Genomic DNA, 17,683 nt, shown 5'->3' on the forward strand with positions numbered 1-17,683 from the left:
TCGACCTGTGCGCTGCGAAGCGCATTACATTCAGGCCCTACAAAAAAACCAATGCAAGCCAAGGAGGTCGAGCCACTTATGAAAGACGCAACGATTGCGCTGCACCATGGATTCAAATCAGACCCGACGACCAAGGCCGTGGCCGTGCCGATCTACCAGAACGTCGCCTTCGAGTTCGATAACGCGCAGCATGGCGCGGACCTGTTCAACCTCGATGTGCCGGGCAATATCTACACCCGCATCATGAACCCCACCAACGATGTGCTGGAGCAGCGCATGGCAGCCCTGGAAGGCGGGATTGCCGGGTTGGCAGTGGCCGCGGGCAGTGCGGCGATCCACTACGCGATCCAGACCCTGACCCAGGCCGGTGACAATATTGTCTCCACCCCGCAGCTGTACGGCGGCACCTACACCCTGTTCGCCCACCTGCTGCCCAGCTTCGGCGTCGAGGTGCGGTTTGCCCGGGATGATTCGGCCGAGGCGATTGCCGAGCTGATCGACGACAAGACCAAGCTGGTGTACTGCGAAAGCATCGGCAACCCGGCCGGCAACATCGTCGACCTCGAAGGCCTGGCCCAGGCCGCTCACGCCCGTGGCGTGCCGCTGATGGTGGACAACACCGTGGCCACGCCGATCCTGTGCAAGCCGATCCAGTTCGGCGCCGATATCGTGGTGCACTCGGTGACCAAGTACGTGGGCGGCCACGGCAACTCCCTGGGTGGGGTGATTGTCGACAGCGGCACCTTCCCGTGGGCCGACCACCCGCAAAAATTCGCCAGCCTCAACACCCCGGAGCCGGCCTACCACGGTGTGGTCTACACCGAGAAGTTCGGCCCGGCGGCCTTTATCGCCCGCGCCCGTACCGTGCCACTGCGCAACACCGGCGCAGCCCTGGCGCCGATGAACGCGTTCCTGCTGCTGCAAGGCCTGGAGACCCTGGCCCTGCGCATGGAACGCCACACCGAGAACGCGCTCAAGGTCGCGCAGTTCCTGCAGCAGCATGCCCAGGTGGCCTGGGTCAGCTACGCCGGGCTGCCTGACCACCCGCACCACGAGCTGGCGCAGAAATACATGAAGGGCAAACCGTCGGCGATTCTCTCGTTCGGCCTCAAGGGCGGCTATGAAGCCGGCGTGCGTTTCTACGACGCGCTGCAGATCTTCAAGCGCCTGGTGAACATCGGCGACGCCAAGTCCCTGGCCTGTCACCCGGCCTCCACCACCCATCGCCAGATGAATGAGCAGGAGCAAGCCAAAGCCGGGGTCAAACCGGAAATGATCCGCCTCTCGGTGGGCATAGAAGCCATCGAAGACATCCTTGCCGACCTCGACCAGGCCCTGAGCCTGGCCTAAAAAAAACGGCCCGCAACCAGAAGGTGGCGGGCCGTTTCTTATCCGAGGGCAACGAGCCTTGGCTCGTGGCCGTCAGCGATTGAGTTTGAAGTCTTTTTCCGCAGCGTCAAAGCGTTGCAGCATGCCCGCCGTAGGGCGGCCTTTGCTGCTGACCAGGAGGATCGCCAGGCTGGCGAAGATAAAGCCCGGGATGATTTCGTACAGGCCCATGGTGTCGAAGTGTTTCCACAGAATCACAGTGGCCGCACCGACAATGATCCCCGCCAACGCGCCGTCACGGGTCATGCCTTTCCACAGCACCGAGATCAGCACCACAGGACCGAAGGCAGCGCCGAAGCCGGCCCAGGCGTAGCTGACCAGGCCAAGTACGCGGTTTTCCGGGTTGGCGGCCATGAGGATGGCAACCAGGGCCACCAGCAGCACCATGGCCCGACCGACCCACACCAGCTCGACCTGGGAAGCGTTTTTACGCAGGAAAGCCTTGTAGAAGTCTTCGGTCAAGGCACTGGAGCACACCAGCAACTGGCAACTCAGGGTGCTCATGACCGCCGCCAGGATGGCCGACAGCAGGACACCGGCAATCCACGGATTGAACAGCAGCTTGGCCAGCTCGATGAACACACGCTCGTGGTTCTCGGTCACAGGGCCGGCCACTTCCGGATGCGCCGAGAAGTAGGCGATGCCGAAGAAGCCCACCGCCACGGTGCCGCCCAGGCACAGGATCATCCAGGTCATGGAGATGCGACGGGCCTTGGCGATCGATTTCACCGAATCCGCGGCCATGAAGCGCGCCAGGATGTGCGGCTGGCCGAAGTAACCCAGGCCCCAGCCCAGCAGCGAGATCACGCCGACGAAGGTGGTGTTTTTCAGCATGTCGAAGTTGCTTGGGTCCTGGGCCTCGATGGCCAGGAAGGTGGTGTCGACGCCACCGGTGGCCAGCAGCACGATGATCGGCGTCAACAGCAGGGCGAAGATCATCAGCGTGGCTTGTACGGTGTCGGTCCAGCTCACCGCCAGGAAACCGCCGACGAAGGTGTAGGCGATGGTCGCGGCAGCGCCGGCCCACAGCGCGGTCTCGTAGGACATGCCGAAGGTGCTTTCGAACAGACGGGCGCCGGCCACGATGCCCGAAGCGCAGTAGATGGTGAAGAACACCAGGATCACGACCGCGGAAATGATCCGCAGCAGACCGCTTTTATCCTCGAAACGGCTGGAGAAATAATCCGGCAGGGTCAAGGCATCGCCGTTGTGCTCGGTCTGCACCCGCAGGCGACCGGCCACGAACAGCCAGTTCAGGTAGGCGCCGATGATCAGGCCGATGGCGATCCAGCTTTCCGACAGGCCCGACATATAGATGGCACCTGGCAGGCCCATCAACAACCAGCCGCTCATGTCCGAGGCACCGGCGGAAAGCGCAGTTACCACGCTGCCCAGGCTGCGGCCGCCCAGAATGTAGTCGGAAAGGTTATTGGTAGAGCGATAGGCCATGAAGCCGATCAGCACCATTGCTGCGATATAGATCACGAAGGTGATCAAGGTTGGATTGCTTGCACTCATTGAGTTACGCCCTGGCTTTGTTTTTATGGTGCTGCGGTCATTCTTCACCGCCAAACGTGTACGTCTGACAGACGATGGGGTGTTCCGCGCATTTATGACCGATGTTTCCCCAGGAAAGCCATCAGCCGGTGAACCGCCCTCGTGAGACGGTTGCACCTTGGGCGCGAATCCTATTCAACAACCCAAATAGGGTGCAACCAGTTTCTTGAGAATTAGTTGCACCTAGTCGTTTTAATCCGTAATAACCCATTTCTTGCTCCCTTTTGGAGCAAAAAGCCCGATTTTCAGAATGAAAAGCACCAACTGCGATCACACCCAAGCAACTGGAATTTTTTTCCTGATGAGCTGCGTATTTGTCCGACAAAAAAAGGGTTGCACCCGGTTGCACCTCTTTCGGCGCCCGGCTAATCTTGCGCCCAGCTGATGCCACGCAGTCGTGGCAAACATGAGGATAAAAATATGGCTACCACCACCCTTGGGGTCAAACTCGATGACCCGACCCGCGAGCGCCTGAAGGCGGCCGCGACCTCGATTGATCGCACACCGCACTGGCTGATCAAGCAGGCAATTTTCAATTACCTGGAAAAACTCGAGGGTGGTGCAACCCTGACTGAGCTCAGCGGTTCGATCCGCACCGACGGCGACGAAGCCGGCGAGGTGCAACTCGACCACGCGCACCAGTGCTTCCTCGAATTCGCCGAAAGCATCCTCCCGCAGTCGGTGCTGCGTGCATCGATCACCGCCGCCTACCGCCGTCCGGAACCGGAAGTGGTGCCGATGCTGATCGAGCAGGCCCGCCTGCCGGCGGCCATGGCCGAAGCCACCAACAAGCTGGCGTCGTCGATTGCGGAAAAACTGCGCAACCAGAAGAGCGCCGGCGGCCGTGCCGGTATCGTTCAGGGCCTGCTGCAGGAGTTCTCCCTGTCGTCCCAGGAGGGCGTGGCCCTGATGTGCCTGGCCGAAGCGCTGCTGCGCATTCCCGACAAGGGCACCCGTGACGCGCTGATCCGCGACAAGATCAGCACCGGCAACTGGCAGCCGCACCTGGGCAACAGCCCGTCGCTGTTCGTCAACGCGGCCACCTGGGGCCTGCTGCTGACCGGCAAACTGGTGGCCACCCACAACGAAGCCGGCCTGACATCGTCCCTGAGCCGCATCATCGGCAAGAGCGGCGAGCCGATGATCCGCAAGGGCGTCGACATGGCCATGCGCCTGATGGGCGAACAGTTCGTCACCGGCGAAACCATCGCCGAAGCCCTGGCCAACGCCAGCAAGTTCGAAGCCAAGGGCTTCCGCTACTCCTACGACATGCTCGGTGAAGCAGCACTCACCGAACACGATGCACAGAAGTACCTCGCCTCCTACGAGCAGGCCATCCATTCGATCGGCAAGGCTTCCCACGGCCGCGGCATTTATGAAGGCCCGGGCATCTCGATCAAGCTCTCGGCCCTGCACCCGCGTTACAGCCGCGCCCAGTACGAGCGCGTGATGGACGAGCTGTACCCGCGTCTGCTGTCGCTGACCCTCTTGGCCAAGCAATACGACATCGGCCTGAACATCGACGCCGAAGAAGCCGACCGCCTGGAGCTGTCCCTGGACCTGCTGGAGCGCCTGTGCTTCGAGCCGCAGCTGACCGGCTGGAACGGTATCGGCTTTGTGATCCAGGCCTATCAGAAACGCTGCCCGTACGTGATCGACTACGTGATCGACCTCGCGCGCCGCAGCCGCCATCGCCTGATGATCCGCCTGGTAAAAGGCGCGTACTGGGACAGCGAAATCAAGCGCGCCCAGGTCGAAGGCCTGGAGGGCTACCCGGTCTACACCCGCAAGGTCTACACCGACGTTTCCTACATCGCCTGCGCACGCAAGCTGCTGTCGGTGCCGGAAGTCATCTACCCGCAGTTCGCGACCCACAACGCCCACACCCTGTCGGCCATCTACCACATCGCCGGGCAGAACTATTACCCGGGCCAGTACGAGTTCCAGTGCCTGCACGGCATGGGCGAACCCCTGTACGAGCAAGTGGTGGGCAAGGTTGCCGAAGGCAAGTTGAACCGACCGTGCCGCGTGTACGCACCGGTGGGCACCCATGAAACCCTGCTGGCCTACCTGGTCCGTCGCCTGCTGGAAAACGGCGCCAACACCTCGTTCGTCAACCGAATTGCCGACCAGTCGATTTCGATCCAGGAGCTGGTGGCCGATCCAGTGGCCAGCATCGAGCAAATGGCGACGCTGGAAGGCGGCTTCGGCCTGCCGCACCCGCGTATTCCATTGCCGCGTGATCTGTACGGCAGCGAGCGCGCCAACTCGGCGGGCATCGACCTGGCCAACGAACACCGCCTGGCATCGCTGTCCTGCGCCCTGCTGGCCACTGCTCACAACAACTGGAAAGCCGCGCCGATGCTGGGCTGCGCGTCCAGCACCGAAGCGCCTGCCCCCGTGCTCAACCCGTCGGATCTGCGCGACGTGGTCGGTCATGTCCAGGAAGCCACGGTCGAAGACGTCGACAATGCTCTCCAGTGCGCGATCAACGCTGGCCCGATCTGGCAGGCGACCCCGCCCGCCGAACGCGCCGCGATCCTGGAACGCGCCGCCGACCTAATGGAAGGCGAGATCCAGCCGCTGATGGGCCTGCTGGCCCGCGAAGCCGGCAAGACCTTCGCCAACGCCATCGCCGAAGTGCGTGAAGCCGTGGACTTCCTGCGCTACTACGCGGTACAGGCTCGCAACGACTTCACCAACGATGCCCACCGCCCATTGGGCCCGGTGGTCTGCATCAGCCCGTGGAACTTCCCGCTGGCCATCTTCAGTGGCCAGGTCGCCGCAGCGCTGGCTGCCGGTAACCCGGTACTGGCCAAGCCTGCCGAGCAAACCCCGCTGGTGGCGGCACAAGCCGTGCGCATTCTGCTCGAAGCCGGGATTCCCGAAGGCGTGCTGCAACTGCTGCCGGGCCGCGGCGAAACCGTCGGCGCCCGCCTGGTTGGCGACGATCGGGTCAAAGGCGTGATGTTCACTGGCTCCACCGAAGTGGCGCGGCTGCTGCAACGCAACGTCGCCGGGCGCCTGGACAACCAGGGCCGGCCGATTCCGCTGATCGCCGAAACCGGCGGCCAGAACGCGATGATCGTCGACTCCTCGGCGCTGACCGAACAAGTGGTCATCGACGTGGTGTCCTCGGCCTTCGACAGCGCCGGCCAGCGTTGCTCGGCCCTGCGCGTACTGTGCCTGCAGGAAGATTCGGCAGACCGCGTGATCGAAATGCTCAAGGGCGCCATGGCTGAATGCCGTCTGGGCAACCCGGAGCGCCTGTCGGTGGACATCGGCCCGGTGATCGACGCCGAAGCCAAGGCCGGCATCGAGAAACATATCCAGGCCATGCGCGACAAAGGTCGCAACGTGTACCAGGTGGCGATTGCCGACGGCGAAGAAATCAAGCGCGGCACCTTCGTCATGCCGACCCTGATCGAACTGGAAAGCTTCGACGAGCTGCAACGGGAGATCTTCGGTCCGGTGCTGCACGTGGTGCGCTACAAGCGCAAAGAGATCGACCAGTTGATCGCCCAGATCAACGCCTCGGGCTACGGCCTGACCCTGGGCGTGCACACCCGCATCGACGAAACCATCGCCAAGGTGATCGACAACGTCCATGCCGGTAACGTCTACGTCAACCGCAACATCGTTGGCGCCGTGGTCGGTGTTCAACCGTTCGGCGGCGAAGGCCTGTCGGGCACTGGCCCGAAAGCCGGTGGCCCGCTGTACCTGTACCGCCTGCTGTCGACCCGCCCAGTGGACGCCATCGAGCAGTCGTTCGCTCGTGGCGACGCCCTGAATGCACCGGATGTGCGCCTGCGCGACGCCATGAGCAAACCGCTGGGCGCCCTGCAAGCCTGGGCCGAAAGCAATAAGTTGGCGGAACTGGGCGCGCTCTGCGTGCAGCTTGCGGCGCAATCGCAAAGTGGCGTCACCCGGACCCTGGCCGGCCCGACCGGTGAGCGCAACAGCTACGCGATCCTGCCCCGCGAACACGTGCTGTGCCTGGCCCAGGACGAAGGCGACCTGCTGACGCAACTGGCCGCGGTACTGGCCGTAGGCGGCAGCGCGGTATGGCCGGAAGGTGAACCGGGCAAGGCGCTGTATGCGCGCCTGCCGAAGGACGTCCAGGCCCGCATCCAGCGCGTCGCCGATTGGACCAAGGACGAGGTGCTGATCGATGCCGTACTGCATCACGGCGACTCCGACCAGTTGCGCGCAGTGTGCGAGCAAGTGGCCAAGCGTGCCGGTGCCATCGTCGGCGTGCACGGCCTGTCCCAGGGCGAAACCGGGGTGGCCCTGGAACGCCTGGTGATCGAGCGCGCACTGAGCGTCAACACTGCTGCGGCGGGCGGTAACGCCAGCCTCATGACCATCGGGTAAGAGCAGCGGCAAGCTTCTAGCGGCAAGGAAAAGCAGTCCAGTTCGGGCTGCTTTTTTCTTGCCGCTAGAAGCTTGCAACTTGCCGCTGTTACTTGCTGCTTGTGCCGCCCCATCACCCCCATCTATCTTCCTTCCCCCTTTTTATAAGCCTTCCTACACTCGCGGCATACTTTTCTACAGGTAGGCCGCCATGTCCGAGACGCTGCTCAGTTCCCGCAATCTGGCTTTCGAGCTGTATGAAGTCCTCGATGCCGAGGGCCTGACCCAGCGCGAGCGGTTTGCCGAACACAATCGCGAAACGTTCGATGCCGCCATCGGCACCGCCCGCAGCATTGCCGAGAAGTTCTTCGCCCCGCACAACCGCAAGGGTGACGAGAACGAACCGCGCTATGAGAACGGCGCCGCGATTCTGATTCCCGACGTCAAACCCGCCGTCGACGCCTTTCTCGAGGCCGGCTTTCTCAATGCTGCCCGCAGTTTCGAGGCTGGCGGCATGCAGTTGCCAACCTTGCTGTCCCAGGCCTGCTTTGCGCATTTCCAGGCGGCCAACGCGGCCTCGACTTCTTATCCGTTCCTGACCATGGGTGCGGCCAACCTGATCGAGAGCTTCGGCACCGAGGAGCAGAAGCAACGCTTCCTGCAACCGATGATCGACGGTCGTTTCTTCGGCACCATGGCCCTCACCGAACCCCACGCCGGCTCTTCGCTGTCGGATATCCGCACTCGCGCCGAACCGGCGGCCGATGGCAGCTACCGACTCAAGGGCAACAAGATCTTTATCTCCGGCGGCGATCACCCGCTGTCGGAAAACATCGTGCACATGGTCCTGGCCAAGCTGCCGGATGCACCGGCCGGAGTGAAGGGCATTTCGCTGTTTATCGTGCCCAAGTTCCTGGTCAACGATGACGGCAGCCTCGGTCCGCGCAACGACGTGCTGCTGGCCGGGCTGTTTCACAAGATGGGCTGGCGCGGCACCACCTCCACCGCACTGAACTTCGGCGACAACGGCGCCTGCGTCGGCTACCTGGTGGGCAAGCCGCACCAGGGCCTGAGCTATATGTTCCAGATGATGAACGAGGCACGGATCGGCGTCGGCATGGGCGCGGTGATGCTCGGCTATGCCGGTTACCTGTACTCCCTGGAGTACGCCCGCGAACGGCCACAGGGCCGCCTGCCGGACAGCAAGGACCCGAACACCGCACCGGTGTCGATCATCCAGCACGCCGACGTCAAGCGCATGCTGCTGACCCAGAAGGCCTATGTGGAAGGCGCGTTCGACCTTGGCCTGTATGCCGCGCGGCTGTTCGATGACACCACCACCCTGGGCAGCGAGGCCGAGCGCAGGCAGGCCCACGAACTGCTGGACCTGCTGACCCCGATCGTCAAATCCTGGCCTTCGGAGTTTTGCCTCAAGGCCAACGAGCTGGCGATCCAGATCCTCGGCGGCCACGGCTACACCCGCGAATACCCGGTGGAGCAGTACTACCGCGACAACCGCCTGAACCCGATCCACGAAGGCACCCACGGCATCCAGTCCCTCGACCTGCTGGGGCGCAAGCTGGCGCAGAACGGCGGCGCCGGCCTGAAGCAACTGATCCGCCTGATCGCCCAGACCACAGAACGGGCCCAGGCCCATGAATCACTGACGCGCCTGCGCCAGCCCCTGGAGCAACTGGTGGCACGCCTGCAAAGCGTGACCCTGGGCCTGCTCGGCGACCTGGCCCAGGGCCGGGTCAACAGCAGCCTGGCCAACTCGGCGCTGTACCTCAAAGCCTTCGGCCACACGGTGATTGGCTGGCGCTGGCTGGAACAGGCGATCCACGCCGAACAAGGGCTGGCCAGGGGCAACCCGGCGGACAGCGATTTCTACCAGGGCAAATTACAGGCGGCGCGGTACTTCCTGACCTGGGAAGTACCGAGTTGCCATCATGAACTGGCCCTGCTCGAAGCCCGGGACGACACCTGCCTGACCATGCAGGACGCCTGGTTCTGAGGCACGGGCTCTGAGGCGCGGGCTCTGAGAAACTGGGCCTGACGCACTCGATCAACCCAGTTTGAACCCGCCCACCTGCCGCGCCAGGTCATCCGCCAGGCGCTGCAGGGTCTGGCAGTCCTCGCGGCAGGCCTGCACTTCACTGGCCGTGGCCCTCGCCAGGTCGGAGATGCCCTGCACATTGCGATTGATTTCCTCGGTCACCGCCGACTGCTCCTCGGTGGCCGTCGCCACCTGATGGTTCATGTCGCTGATGCGCTCGACCTGGCCGGTAATCGCGGTCAGGGAAGCCCCGGTGCGCTGGCTCGACTCGACCCCGGTGCCGGTGGCCGCCTGCCCGGAATGCATGGAAGACACGGCGTTCTCCGCGCCCTGCTTGAGGCGCTGGATCATGTGCTGGATCTCATCAGTGGAGGCTTGGGTCCGCCGCGCCAGGGTTCGCACTTCATCGGCCACCACCGCGAAACCACGGCCCATGTCACCGGCCCGCGCCGCTTCGATGGCGGCGTTCAAGGCCAACAGGTTGGTCTGTTCGGAAATACTGCGAATCACCGCCAGCACCTGATCGATGGAAGCCACCTGGGTCGCCAGTTCGCTCACCGCCTCGGCGGCAATCCCCACCTCATCGGACAGGCTCTGGATATGCCGGATCGATCCCCCCACCACATCACGGGCCTGCAACGCCTCGTCCCGTGCCGACTGCGAGGCGAGCGCGGCGTTGCCGGCGTTCTGCGCGATGTCCTGCACCGTCAGGCCCATTTCGTGGACGGCGGTGGCCACCATGTCGGTCATTTCCTGCTGGCGGCCGGAACGCCCGGCGGTGTTGTCCACCACCTGCGCCACCTGGCCCACGGCCGCACGCAGGCGCTCGCTGGTGGCCAGGACTTCGCCGATCATGTCGCGCTGGCTTTGCAGAAAACGATTGAAGCCCCGGGCCAGATCACCCAGCTCATCGGCACGACTGGCATCCAGGCGATGGGTCAAATCGCCACCACCGCTACCAATCGCTACCAGCGCCGCTGTTACCTGGCGGATCGGCCGCACCAGCCCACGCGCCAGCAGCACCACCAATAACAGGCAGGCCAGGGCCACGGCCAAACCGATGCCGCTGGTCAGCCACAGGGCCCGCCGGGCCTCGGCGTAGATCTGCGCCCTGGGCACTTCGGCCACCAGGGTCCAGCCCAGGTCGCGCAGGGGCAGGCTGAAGGCCAGGTAGTCCTCGCCGTCGCGGATGAAGGCGCTGCTGGACAGGCCTTGATGGCCCATCACCGCCTTGGCCGCGTCGTCGCCGATCTGCTGCGCCAGCTGGCGCTTGCCGCTGAACCGGGCCTCGGGGTGGACCTGGATCAGGCCGTCGTCTCGCACCAGCAACACCTTGCCGCGCTCGCCAAAACTGAAATTGTGAATCAACTCCGACAGCTCGCGCATGCTCAGGCCCAGCCCGGCCACGCCCACCACCTTGCCGGCCTGGCGCACCTTGAGGTCGATGAACAGCGCCAGCTCGCCGGTGCTGGTGTCGTTATCGATATTGAGCAGGCGCGGCGAATCGCCGTCGATGAAGGAGTAGAACCAGGAGTCGGCGGGATTGGACCGGCTGAGGGTCCGGTCCAGGCCTTTTTCGTTGTAGTAGTGGTGGCTGGCGGTGCCCGCGATCAGAGCGGTGAAGGCCTGGTGCTCGGCGCGGATACCTTCCAGGTAACTGACGAAGCTGTCCGATTGAGCGACGTTTTCGCCCCCCGCCAGCCAATCACGCACCATTGTGTTGCCGGCGATGTCCTTCGCCGCCGTCAGCGGCTGTACCAGAATCCGTTCGATATCGTTGCGCATCGCTTCGATGCTCGACGGCAGTGCCTGCTCCAGCAGATAGCTCTGGGCCAGGCGGTTGACCACCAGGGTGTAGAGGCCAACCACGATCAGAACACTGACCAGCAGGGCAGTACCCATGCCCAGGATCAGTTGCCATTGAATACTGCGTCGCCAGAACTGCATGGAGCACCCCCAAAGAATAAGAGGCTGAAACACTGCAACAGCCGTGCCGATTGTATACAACTCAATCGACAATCTATTCCTTGGTTGTACTCAAACCCTTCAACCCTGGTTGATGGTCTTGGCGATGACTTCAACCGTGGCGCTGACTTGCTCTTGGTAACGGTTGAGTTCCTGCTGGTGGCGCTTTTGCATCTCGATCTGCTGCGAACACAGATTCATCGCTGCCAGCACCAACAACCGGTCGCCAATCAACGATGGGTATTTCTTCTTGGTGTCGGCCAACGCGGCTTTCAACATCAATGCAGCGTCCAGCAGGGTCTGCTCTTCCCCGGCCGGCGCCTTGATCGAATAGGTTTCACCGAGAATCGAGACGACTTTTACCCCTTCGGCGCCGTGCATCATGCGCTAACGGGACCAGCGCTGACGCGCTCGACCAGGGCCTGGATACGGGCGGCGGTCGCGCCTTGTTTCTCTTCCTGCTCCATCAGGCTCAGTTGCAGGCTTTCGTTTTCATCCTTGGCCTGAGCCAGTTCGCTCTTCAGGGTTTCGTTCGTGCCGAGCAGTTCCTGGTTCTGTTGCACCAGGTCGCTGACCAGCTGTTCCAATTGGCTTAGGGATGCTTCCAACATTATGATTTTCCGAGCATTTTCAAAGGGCGCGTACGATAAAGAAAAGTCACCACGGATGCCAGGGCTATCCGGCGCAACGCCTTGATAAACCTGGCTGCTGACCTCACAGATGAGTCCTAAAGACTGCCTCGGGCCCATGTGGTTCCTGACGCCTCGTCGCCTGCTCGGATTTTTCTGAAAATCCCAAGGGTCGTCGGCGCTGGCACCGACCTCGGGAAAGGGTCGGCCAGGCAACCGCGCAAGGGGAAAAACCACCCGGTGTGCACCTGGCACTCTTTTGCCAGCAGCGGTTGAACCCGTTTTAGCTCGCATCAGAGGGTGGCGAGCGATTGCTGAAAAAGCTTTTTGACATCACCGTATTTCAACAGGTTAGAATCGCTGGCACGCAGACTGCATGGTCAGTTTGTGCCCGCCTTTTCGCTCCTGGAGTACTGCCTTTGAATGCGACGACCATCAACAGCCTGTTCTTGATCGGCGCGTTGCTGGTAGGTGCGAGCATTTTAGTCAGTTCACTTTCGTCCCGCCTGGGCATCCCGATCCTGGTGATCATCCTGGCCGTGGGCATGGCTGCCGGCGTTGATGGCGGCGGGATCATTTTCGACAATTACCCAACCGCGTACCTGGTGGGCAACCTGGCCCTGGCCGTGATCCTGCTCGACGGTGGCCTGCGCACCCGGGTCTCGAGCTTTCGCGTGGCGTTGTGGCCGGCGTTGTCCCTGGCCACGGTCGGGGTGCTCATTACCACCGGGCTGACCGGCATGGCCGCCGCCTGGCTATTTGACCTCAACCTGATCCAGGGCCTGTTGATCGGCGCCATCGTCGGCTCCACGGATGCCGCGGCGGTGTTTTCCCTGCTGGGCGGCAAGGGCCTGAACGAACGGGTGACCGCGAGCCTGGAGATCGAATCCGGCAGCAACGACCCGATGGCGGTGTTCCTCACCGTGACCCTGATCGACATGCTCGCCAGCGGCCAGACCGGCCTGCACTGGAGCCTGCTCGGGCACCTGCTGCGCGAGTTCGGCATCGGTGGCGTGATCGGCCTGGGCGGTGGCTGGGTGATGCTGCAAATGGTCAACCGCATCCATCTGGCCAACGGCCTGTACCCGATCCTGGTGATCAGCGGCGGCCTGCTGGTATTCGCCCTGACCAACGCCCTGCATGGCAGCGGTTTCCTCGCGGTGTACCTGTGTGGCCTGGTGATCGGCAATCGCCCGGTGCGCAGCCGCCACGGCATCCTGCACATGCTCGACGGCATGGCCTGGCTGGCGCAGATCGGCATGTTCCTGGTGCTGGGGCTGCTGGTCACCCCCCACGACCTGCTGCCCATCGCCCTGCCGGCCCTGGGCCTGGCGCTGTGGATGATCCTGTTTGCCCGTCCACTGTCGGTGATGGTCGGCCTGCTGCCGTTCAAGGCCTTCCATGGCCGGGAAAAAGCCTTTATCTCCTGGGTCGGCCTGCGCGGCGCGGTACCGATCATTCTCGCGGTGTTCCCGCTGATGGCCGGGCTGCCCCACGCCCAGCTGTACTTCAACCTGGCGTTCTTTATCGTCCTGGTGTCGTTGCTGGTCCAGGGCACCAGCCTGCCCTGGGTCGCCAAGCTGCTGAAGGTCACGGTGCCGCCGGAGCCGGCGCCGATTTCCCGGGCCGCGCTGGAAGTCCACGTCACCAGCGAGTGGGAGCTGTTCGTTTACCGCCTGGGCGCGGAGAAATGGTGCATCGGCGCCGCCCTGCGCGAGCTGAAAATGCCCGAGGGCACGCGGATCGCGGCCCTGTTCCGCGGCCAGGAACTGCTCCATCCGTCGGGTAGTACGGTGCTCGAAGCCGATGATTTGCTGTGCGTGATCGGCCATGAACACAACCTGTCAGCCCTCGGCAAACTCTTCAGCCAGGCCCCGCAACGTGGCCTGGATCTGCGCTTCTTCGGCGACTTCGTGCTGGAAGGAGACGCCCAGCTGGGCGCGGTTTCGGCGCTGTACGGGCTTAAGCTGGACGGCCTTGATAGCGACATGCCATTGAGCCGTTTCATCACCCAGAAGGTCGGTGGCGCACCGGTGGTGGGCGACCAGGTGGAGTGGAACAGCACCATCTGGACCGTTGCAGTGATGGACGGGAACAAGATCAGCAAAGTGGGCGTCAGATTCCCCGAAGGAAGTCGCCCGGGTCCCGGTCTCTTCCTCTAAACTCCAGGGCGCGTTGCGGTTTAGTATCAACCTGATACCAGCTTTGACGCACCCGACCCTTTTTCCACTTGCTTGACCGGTCTCTATGCCAACCCTGCGCACTTTTCTCGCCATTGCCCTGCTGGGCTTGTGTTTTTCCGTAAGCGCCGCCCAGGCTGCCGAACCGCCCAGCGCCGAAGCGGTCCAGCAAAGCCTGGACAAAATCGCCGACCGCAAACTGCCCGAGGCCGACCAGAAAGCCTTGCAGACGGTGCTGCAAAACACCCTGACCCAGTTGAGCAACAAGCAGGACTACGAACAGCGGCTGAACGACCTCAAGCAGCAACTGGCCAACGCGCCGCGCCAGACCACGGAAAACCAGCGTGAACTGGCTCGCCTCAAAGCCACCAAGGTGGTGCCGGTAGCGCAACGCTATGCCAGCGCGCCGGTGTCGCAGCTGGAGCAACTGCTCACCGAACGCACCACCCAGCAGAGCGACCTGCAAAAAGCCCTGGCCGATGCCAACAGCCTGACCATTACCGCGCAAACCCGTCCGGAGCGCGCCCAGGCGGAAATCAGCAGCAGCCAGACCCGCACCCAGCAGATCAACCTGACCCTCAAGTCCGGCCGCGACAACGGCAAGCTGCTCAGCGCCGACCAGCGCAACCTGTTGAATGCCGAACTGGCGGCGATCAATGCCTTGATCCCCCTGCGGCGCCAGGAGCTGGCGGGCAATAGCCAGTTGCAGGACCTGGGCAACAGCCAGCATGACCTGCTGATGGAAAAAACCGCGCGCCTGGAACAGGAAATCCAGGACCTGCAGACCCTGATCAACCAGAAGCGCCTGGCCCAGTCGCAGCAGACCGTCACCCAGCAGTCCATCGAAGCGCAAAAGGCCGGCAGCAGCAGCCTGCTGGCCAGCGAAAGCGCGGCCAACCTCAAGCTCTCCGACTACCTGCTCAAAAGCACCGACCGTCTCAACGAACTGACCCAGCAGAACCTGGAAACCAAGCAGCAACTGGACAGCGTGACCCAGAGCGATGCAGCCCTGGACGAGCAGATCAGCGTGCTCAAGGGCAGCCTGCTGCTGTCGAAGATCCTCTATAAGCAGAAACAGGCCCTGCCGCGCCTGCGCCTGGACCGCGACCTGGCCGACCAGATCGCCGACATCCGCCTGTACCAGTTCGAAGTCAACCAGCAGCGCGAGCTGATCAGCAGCCCCAGCACCTACGTCGACAACCTGCTGGCCACCCAGCCGTCCGAGCAGGTCACGCCGCAATTGCGCCGGACCCTGCTCGACCTGGCGATCACCCGCGCCGACCTGCTGGAGCGGCTGAACCGCGAACTGAGCGCGCTGCTCAACGAATCCATCACCCTGCAACTGAACCAAAAGCAATTGCTGAGCACCTCGCAAAACCTGCGGGCGACCCTCGACGAGCAGATGTTCTGGATCCCCAGCAACAAGCCGCTGGACCTCGAATGGCTGGAAGGCGTGCCGCAGCGCCTGCAGAAGCAGATCACCACCCTGCCCTGGGCCTCGAGCCTGAGCGAGCTGACCGACGGCCTGGCCCAGCGCCCGTTGCTGTTCCTGCCGCTGCTGCTGTTGATCGGTGCCCTGCTGTGGCGACGCAAGAGCCTGTATTCGCGCCTGAACAAGGTTCACCAGGACATCGGCCACTTCAAGCGCGACAGCCAGTGGCACACACCGCTGGCGATCCTGGTCAATATCCTCCTGGCCATGCCGGTGACCCTGGCCCTGGCGCTGTGCGGCTATGCCTTGCAGATCGACGCCCGGGGGCAGAACGCCAACCTCGGTGCCGCGCTGTTGCAGACTGCACAGGCCTGGCTGGTGTTCTACACCGCCTATCGCATCCTCGCGCCGGGCGGCGTGGCCGAACTGCATTTCCGTTGGGAGAAGCCCCAGGTCGAATTCCTCCAGGGCTGGGTCCGGCGCCTGGGCCTGGTGGTGCTGGCACTGGTGGCCGTGGTGGCCGTGGCCGAGCACCAACCTGCGGCCCTGGCCGATGATGTGCTCGGGATCGCCGTGGTTCTGACCTGTTACGCACTGATGGCCTGGCTGCTCAGCCGCCTGCTGCTGAGCAGCCCGACCCACCAGAACGCCTCGCTGTTTCGCAAGGCGGTGGGGGTCCTGTTCACGGCGTTGCCGATCGCCTTGTTCATCGCGGTGTGCTTCGGCTACTACTACACCGCGCTGAAACTCAGCGACCGCCTGATCAATACCCTGTACCTGCTGATGTTCTGGCTGGTGATCGAAGCCACCTTCGTGCGCGGCCTCAGCGTCGCGGCACGGCGCCTGGCCTACCAGCGCGCCCTGAGCAAGCGCCAGGCTGCCAAGGAAGCCGGGGAAAGCGGCGATGCGATGGTCGAAGAGCCGCCCCTGGATATCGAAAAGGTCAACGAACAATCCCTGCGCCTGATCCGCCTGGCCTTGCTCGGCGGCTTCATGGCGGCGCTGTACTGGGTCTGGTCGGACCTGATCACCGTGTTCTCCTACCTGGACAACGTCACCCTCTACGAATACACCAGCGGCACCGGCGCCAACATGAGCATGGTGCCGATCAGCATCGGCGACATGCTCGGCGCGCTGATCATTATCGGCATCACCTTCGCCCTGGCGCGCAACTTGCCGGGGCTGCTGGAGGTGCTGGTGCTGTCCAAGCTGGACCTGGCCCAGGGCAGCGCCTACGCCACCACCACCCTGCTGTCCTACGCCATTGCCGGGGTCGGTTTCGTCGCCACCCTCTCGACCCTCGGGGTCAGTTGGGACAAGTTGCAGTGGCTGGTAGCGGCCTTGTCCGTGGGACTGGGTTTTGGCATGCAGGCGATCTTCGCCAACTTCATCTCCGGCATCATCATCCTGTTCGAGCGCCCGGTGCGCATTGGCGACACCATCACCATCGGCAACCTGTCGGGTACGGTGAGCAAGATCCGCATCCGCGCCACCACCATCACCGACTTCGACCGCAAGGACATCATTGTCCCCAACCAGACCTTCATCACCGGGCAACTGATCAACTGGTCGCTGACCGATACCATCACCCGGGTCACCCTCAAGCTCGGCGTCGACTACGGCTCGGACCTGGACCTGGTGAAAGAACTGCTGCTCAAGGCCGCGCGGGAGAACCCACGGGTGCTCAAGGAGCCCGAGCCCCACGTGTACTTCCTCAATTTCGGCGAGAGCACCCTGGACCACGAACTGCGCATGCACGTGCGCGAGCTGGGCGACCGCAACCCGGTGGTGGATGAGGTCAACCGCTTTATCAACCGCGAGTTCAAGAAGCAGCACATCAACATTTCGTTCCGGCAGATGGAGGTCTACCTGAAAAACCTCCACGGCCAGGAGTACAAAATGGTGCCCATCGAGCCGGAGACCAAGACCATTGTCCCGCTGCCCGAAGGCAAGCCGCTGCAAGAGCCGCCGCCGGGCAAACTCGACTAGGCGCCCTATCCCGAGCAGAATGCTCGGACATTCTGCGAGGGCCTGTTGCCGCTTGGTGACAGGCCGCGCCTTTCCTCGCACCGTTTGGCCCCGCAACGCGGCTCATCACCAAACGGCAACAGACCCCAGGAGA

Annotated in this window: 9 protein-coding genes and 1 pseudogene; 5 read left to right on the forward strand and 5 right to left on the reverse strand. The window is 63.2% G+C overall.

All coding sequences use genetic code 11. The annotated features are described in order from the left end of the window. Positions 1-78: 78 nt before the first annotated feature. Positions 79-1,350, forward strand: a complete 1,272-nt coding sequence (locus ACOZJV_RS26880; RefSeq protein ID WP_078469503.1) for an O-acetylhomoserine aminocarboxypropyltransferase/cysteine synthase family protein — start codon at positions 79-81, stop codon at positions 1,348-1,350. Positions 1,351-1,422: 72 nt separating this feature from the next. Here ACOZJV_RS26880 and putP read toward each other — a convergent pair whose 3' ends face one another. Continuing rightward, positions 1,423-2,907, reverse strand: coding sequence for a sodium/proline symporter PutP (gene putP, locus ACOZJV_RS26885; protein WP_078469502.1), 1,485 nt, complete (start codon positions 2,905-2,907; stop codon positions 1,423-1,425). Between the two features lie 459 nt (positions 2,908-3,366). On the opposite strand from putP, the gene putA reads away from it, so the two are divergent. Then, complete coding sequence (gene putA, locus ACOZJV_RS26890) at positions 3,367-7,320, forward strand: trifunctional transcriptional regulator/proline dehydrogenase/L-glutamate gamma-semialdehyde dehydrogenase (RefSeq protein WP_421548890.1); 3,954 nt, start codon at positions 3,367-3,369, stop codon at positions 7,318-7,320. Positions 7,321-7,510: 190 nt separating this feature from the next. Then, the gene (locus tag ACOZJV_RS26895) at positions 7,511-9,313 is read left to right on the forward strand and encodes an acyl-CoA dehydrogenase (RefSeq protein WP_421548891.1); all 1,803 of its coding nucleotides are present in this window, start codon (positions 7,511-7,513) and stop codon (positions 9,311-9,313) included. A gap of 51 nt (positions 9,314-9,364) precedes the next feature. On the opposite strand, the gene ACOZJV_RS26900 is transcribed toward ACOZJV_RS26895, so the two are convergent. The 4 genes and pseudogenes from ACOZJV_RS26900 to ACOZJV_RS26915 form a co-directional block, all read right to left on the reverse strand. Then, a complete protein-coding gene (locus tag ACOZJV_RS26900; protein ID WP_421548919.1) occupies positions 9,365-10,210 on the reverse strand; it encodes a methyl-accepting chemotaxis protein in 846 nt (281 codons plus the stop codon). A 21-nt stretch (positions 10,211-10,231) separates the two neighbouring features. Then, positions 10,232-11,302, reverse strand: a pseudogene (locus ACOZJV_RS26905) (HAMP domain-containing protein); the annotation flags it as partial. Between the two features lie 99 nt (positions 11,303-11,401). Then, positions 11,402-11,704 (reverse strand): cell division protein ZapA, encoded by a 303-nt coding sequence (locus ACOZJV_RS26910; RefSeq protein WP_078469498.1) that lies wholly within the window; start codon positions 11,702-11,704, stop codon positions 11,402-11,404. Next, complete coding sequence (locus tag ACOZJV_RS26915; protein ID WP_078469497.1) at positions 11,701-11,931, reverse strand: hypothetical protein; 231 nt, start codon at positions 11,929-11,931, stop codon at positions 11,701-11,703. Before ACOZJV_RS26915 ends, ACOZJV_RS26910 begins: the two co-directional genes overlap by 4 nt. Positions 11,932-12,368: 437 nt before the next feature. Here ACOZJV_RS26915 and ACOZJV_RS26920 point away from each other — a divergent pair, with 437 nt between their 5' ends. Continuing rightward, complete coding sequence (locus tag ACOZJV_RS26920; RefSeq protein ID WP_078469495.1) at positions 12,369-14,111, forward strand: potassium/proton antiporter; 1,743 nt, start codon at positions 12,369-12,371, stop codon at positions 14,109-14,111. Positions 14,112-14,196: 85 nt separating this feature from the next. Beyond that, positions 14,197-17,550 (forward strand): mechanosensitive channel MscK, encoded by a 3,354-nt coding sequence (gene mscK, locus ACOZJV_RS26925; protein WP_201129161.1) that lies wholly within the window; start codon positions 14,197-14,199, stop codon positions 17,548-17,550. Positions 17,551-17,683: the final 133 nt, after the last annotated feature.

The organism is Pseudomonas sp. QD4 (assembly GCF_049199125.1).
Classification (GTDB): domain Bacteria; phylum Pseudomonadota; class Gammaproteobacteria; order Pseudomonadales; family Pseudomonadaceae; genus Aquipseudomonas.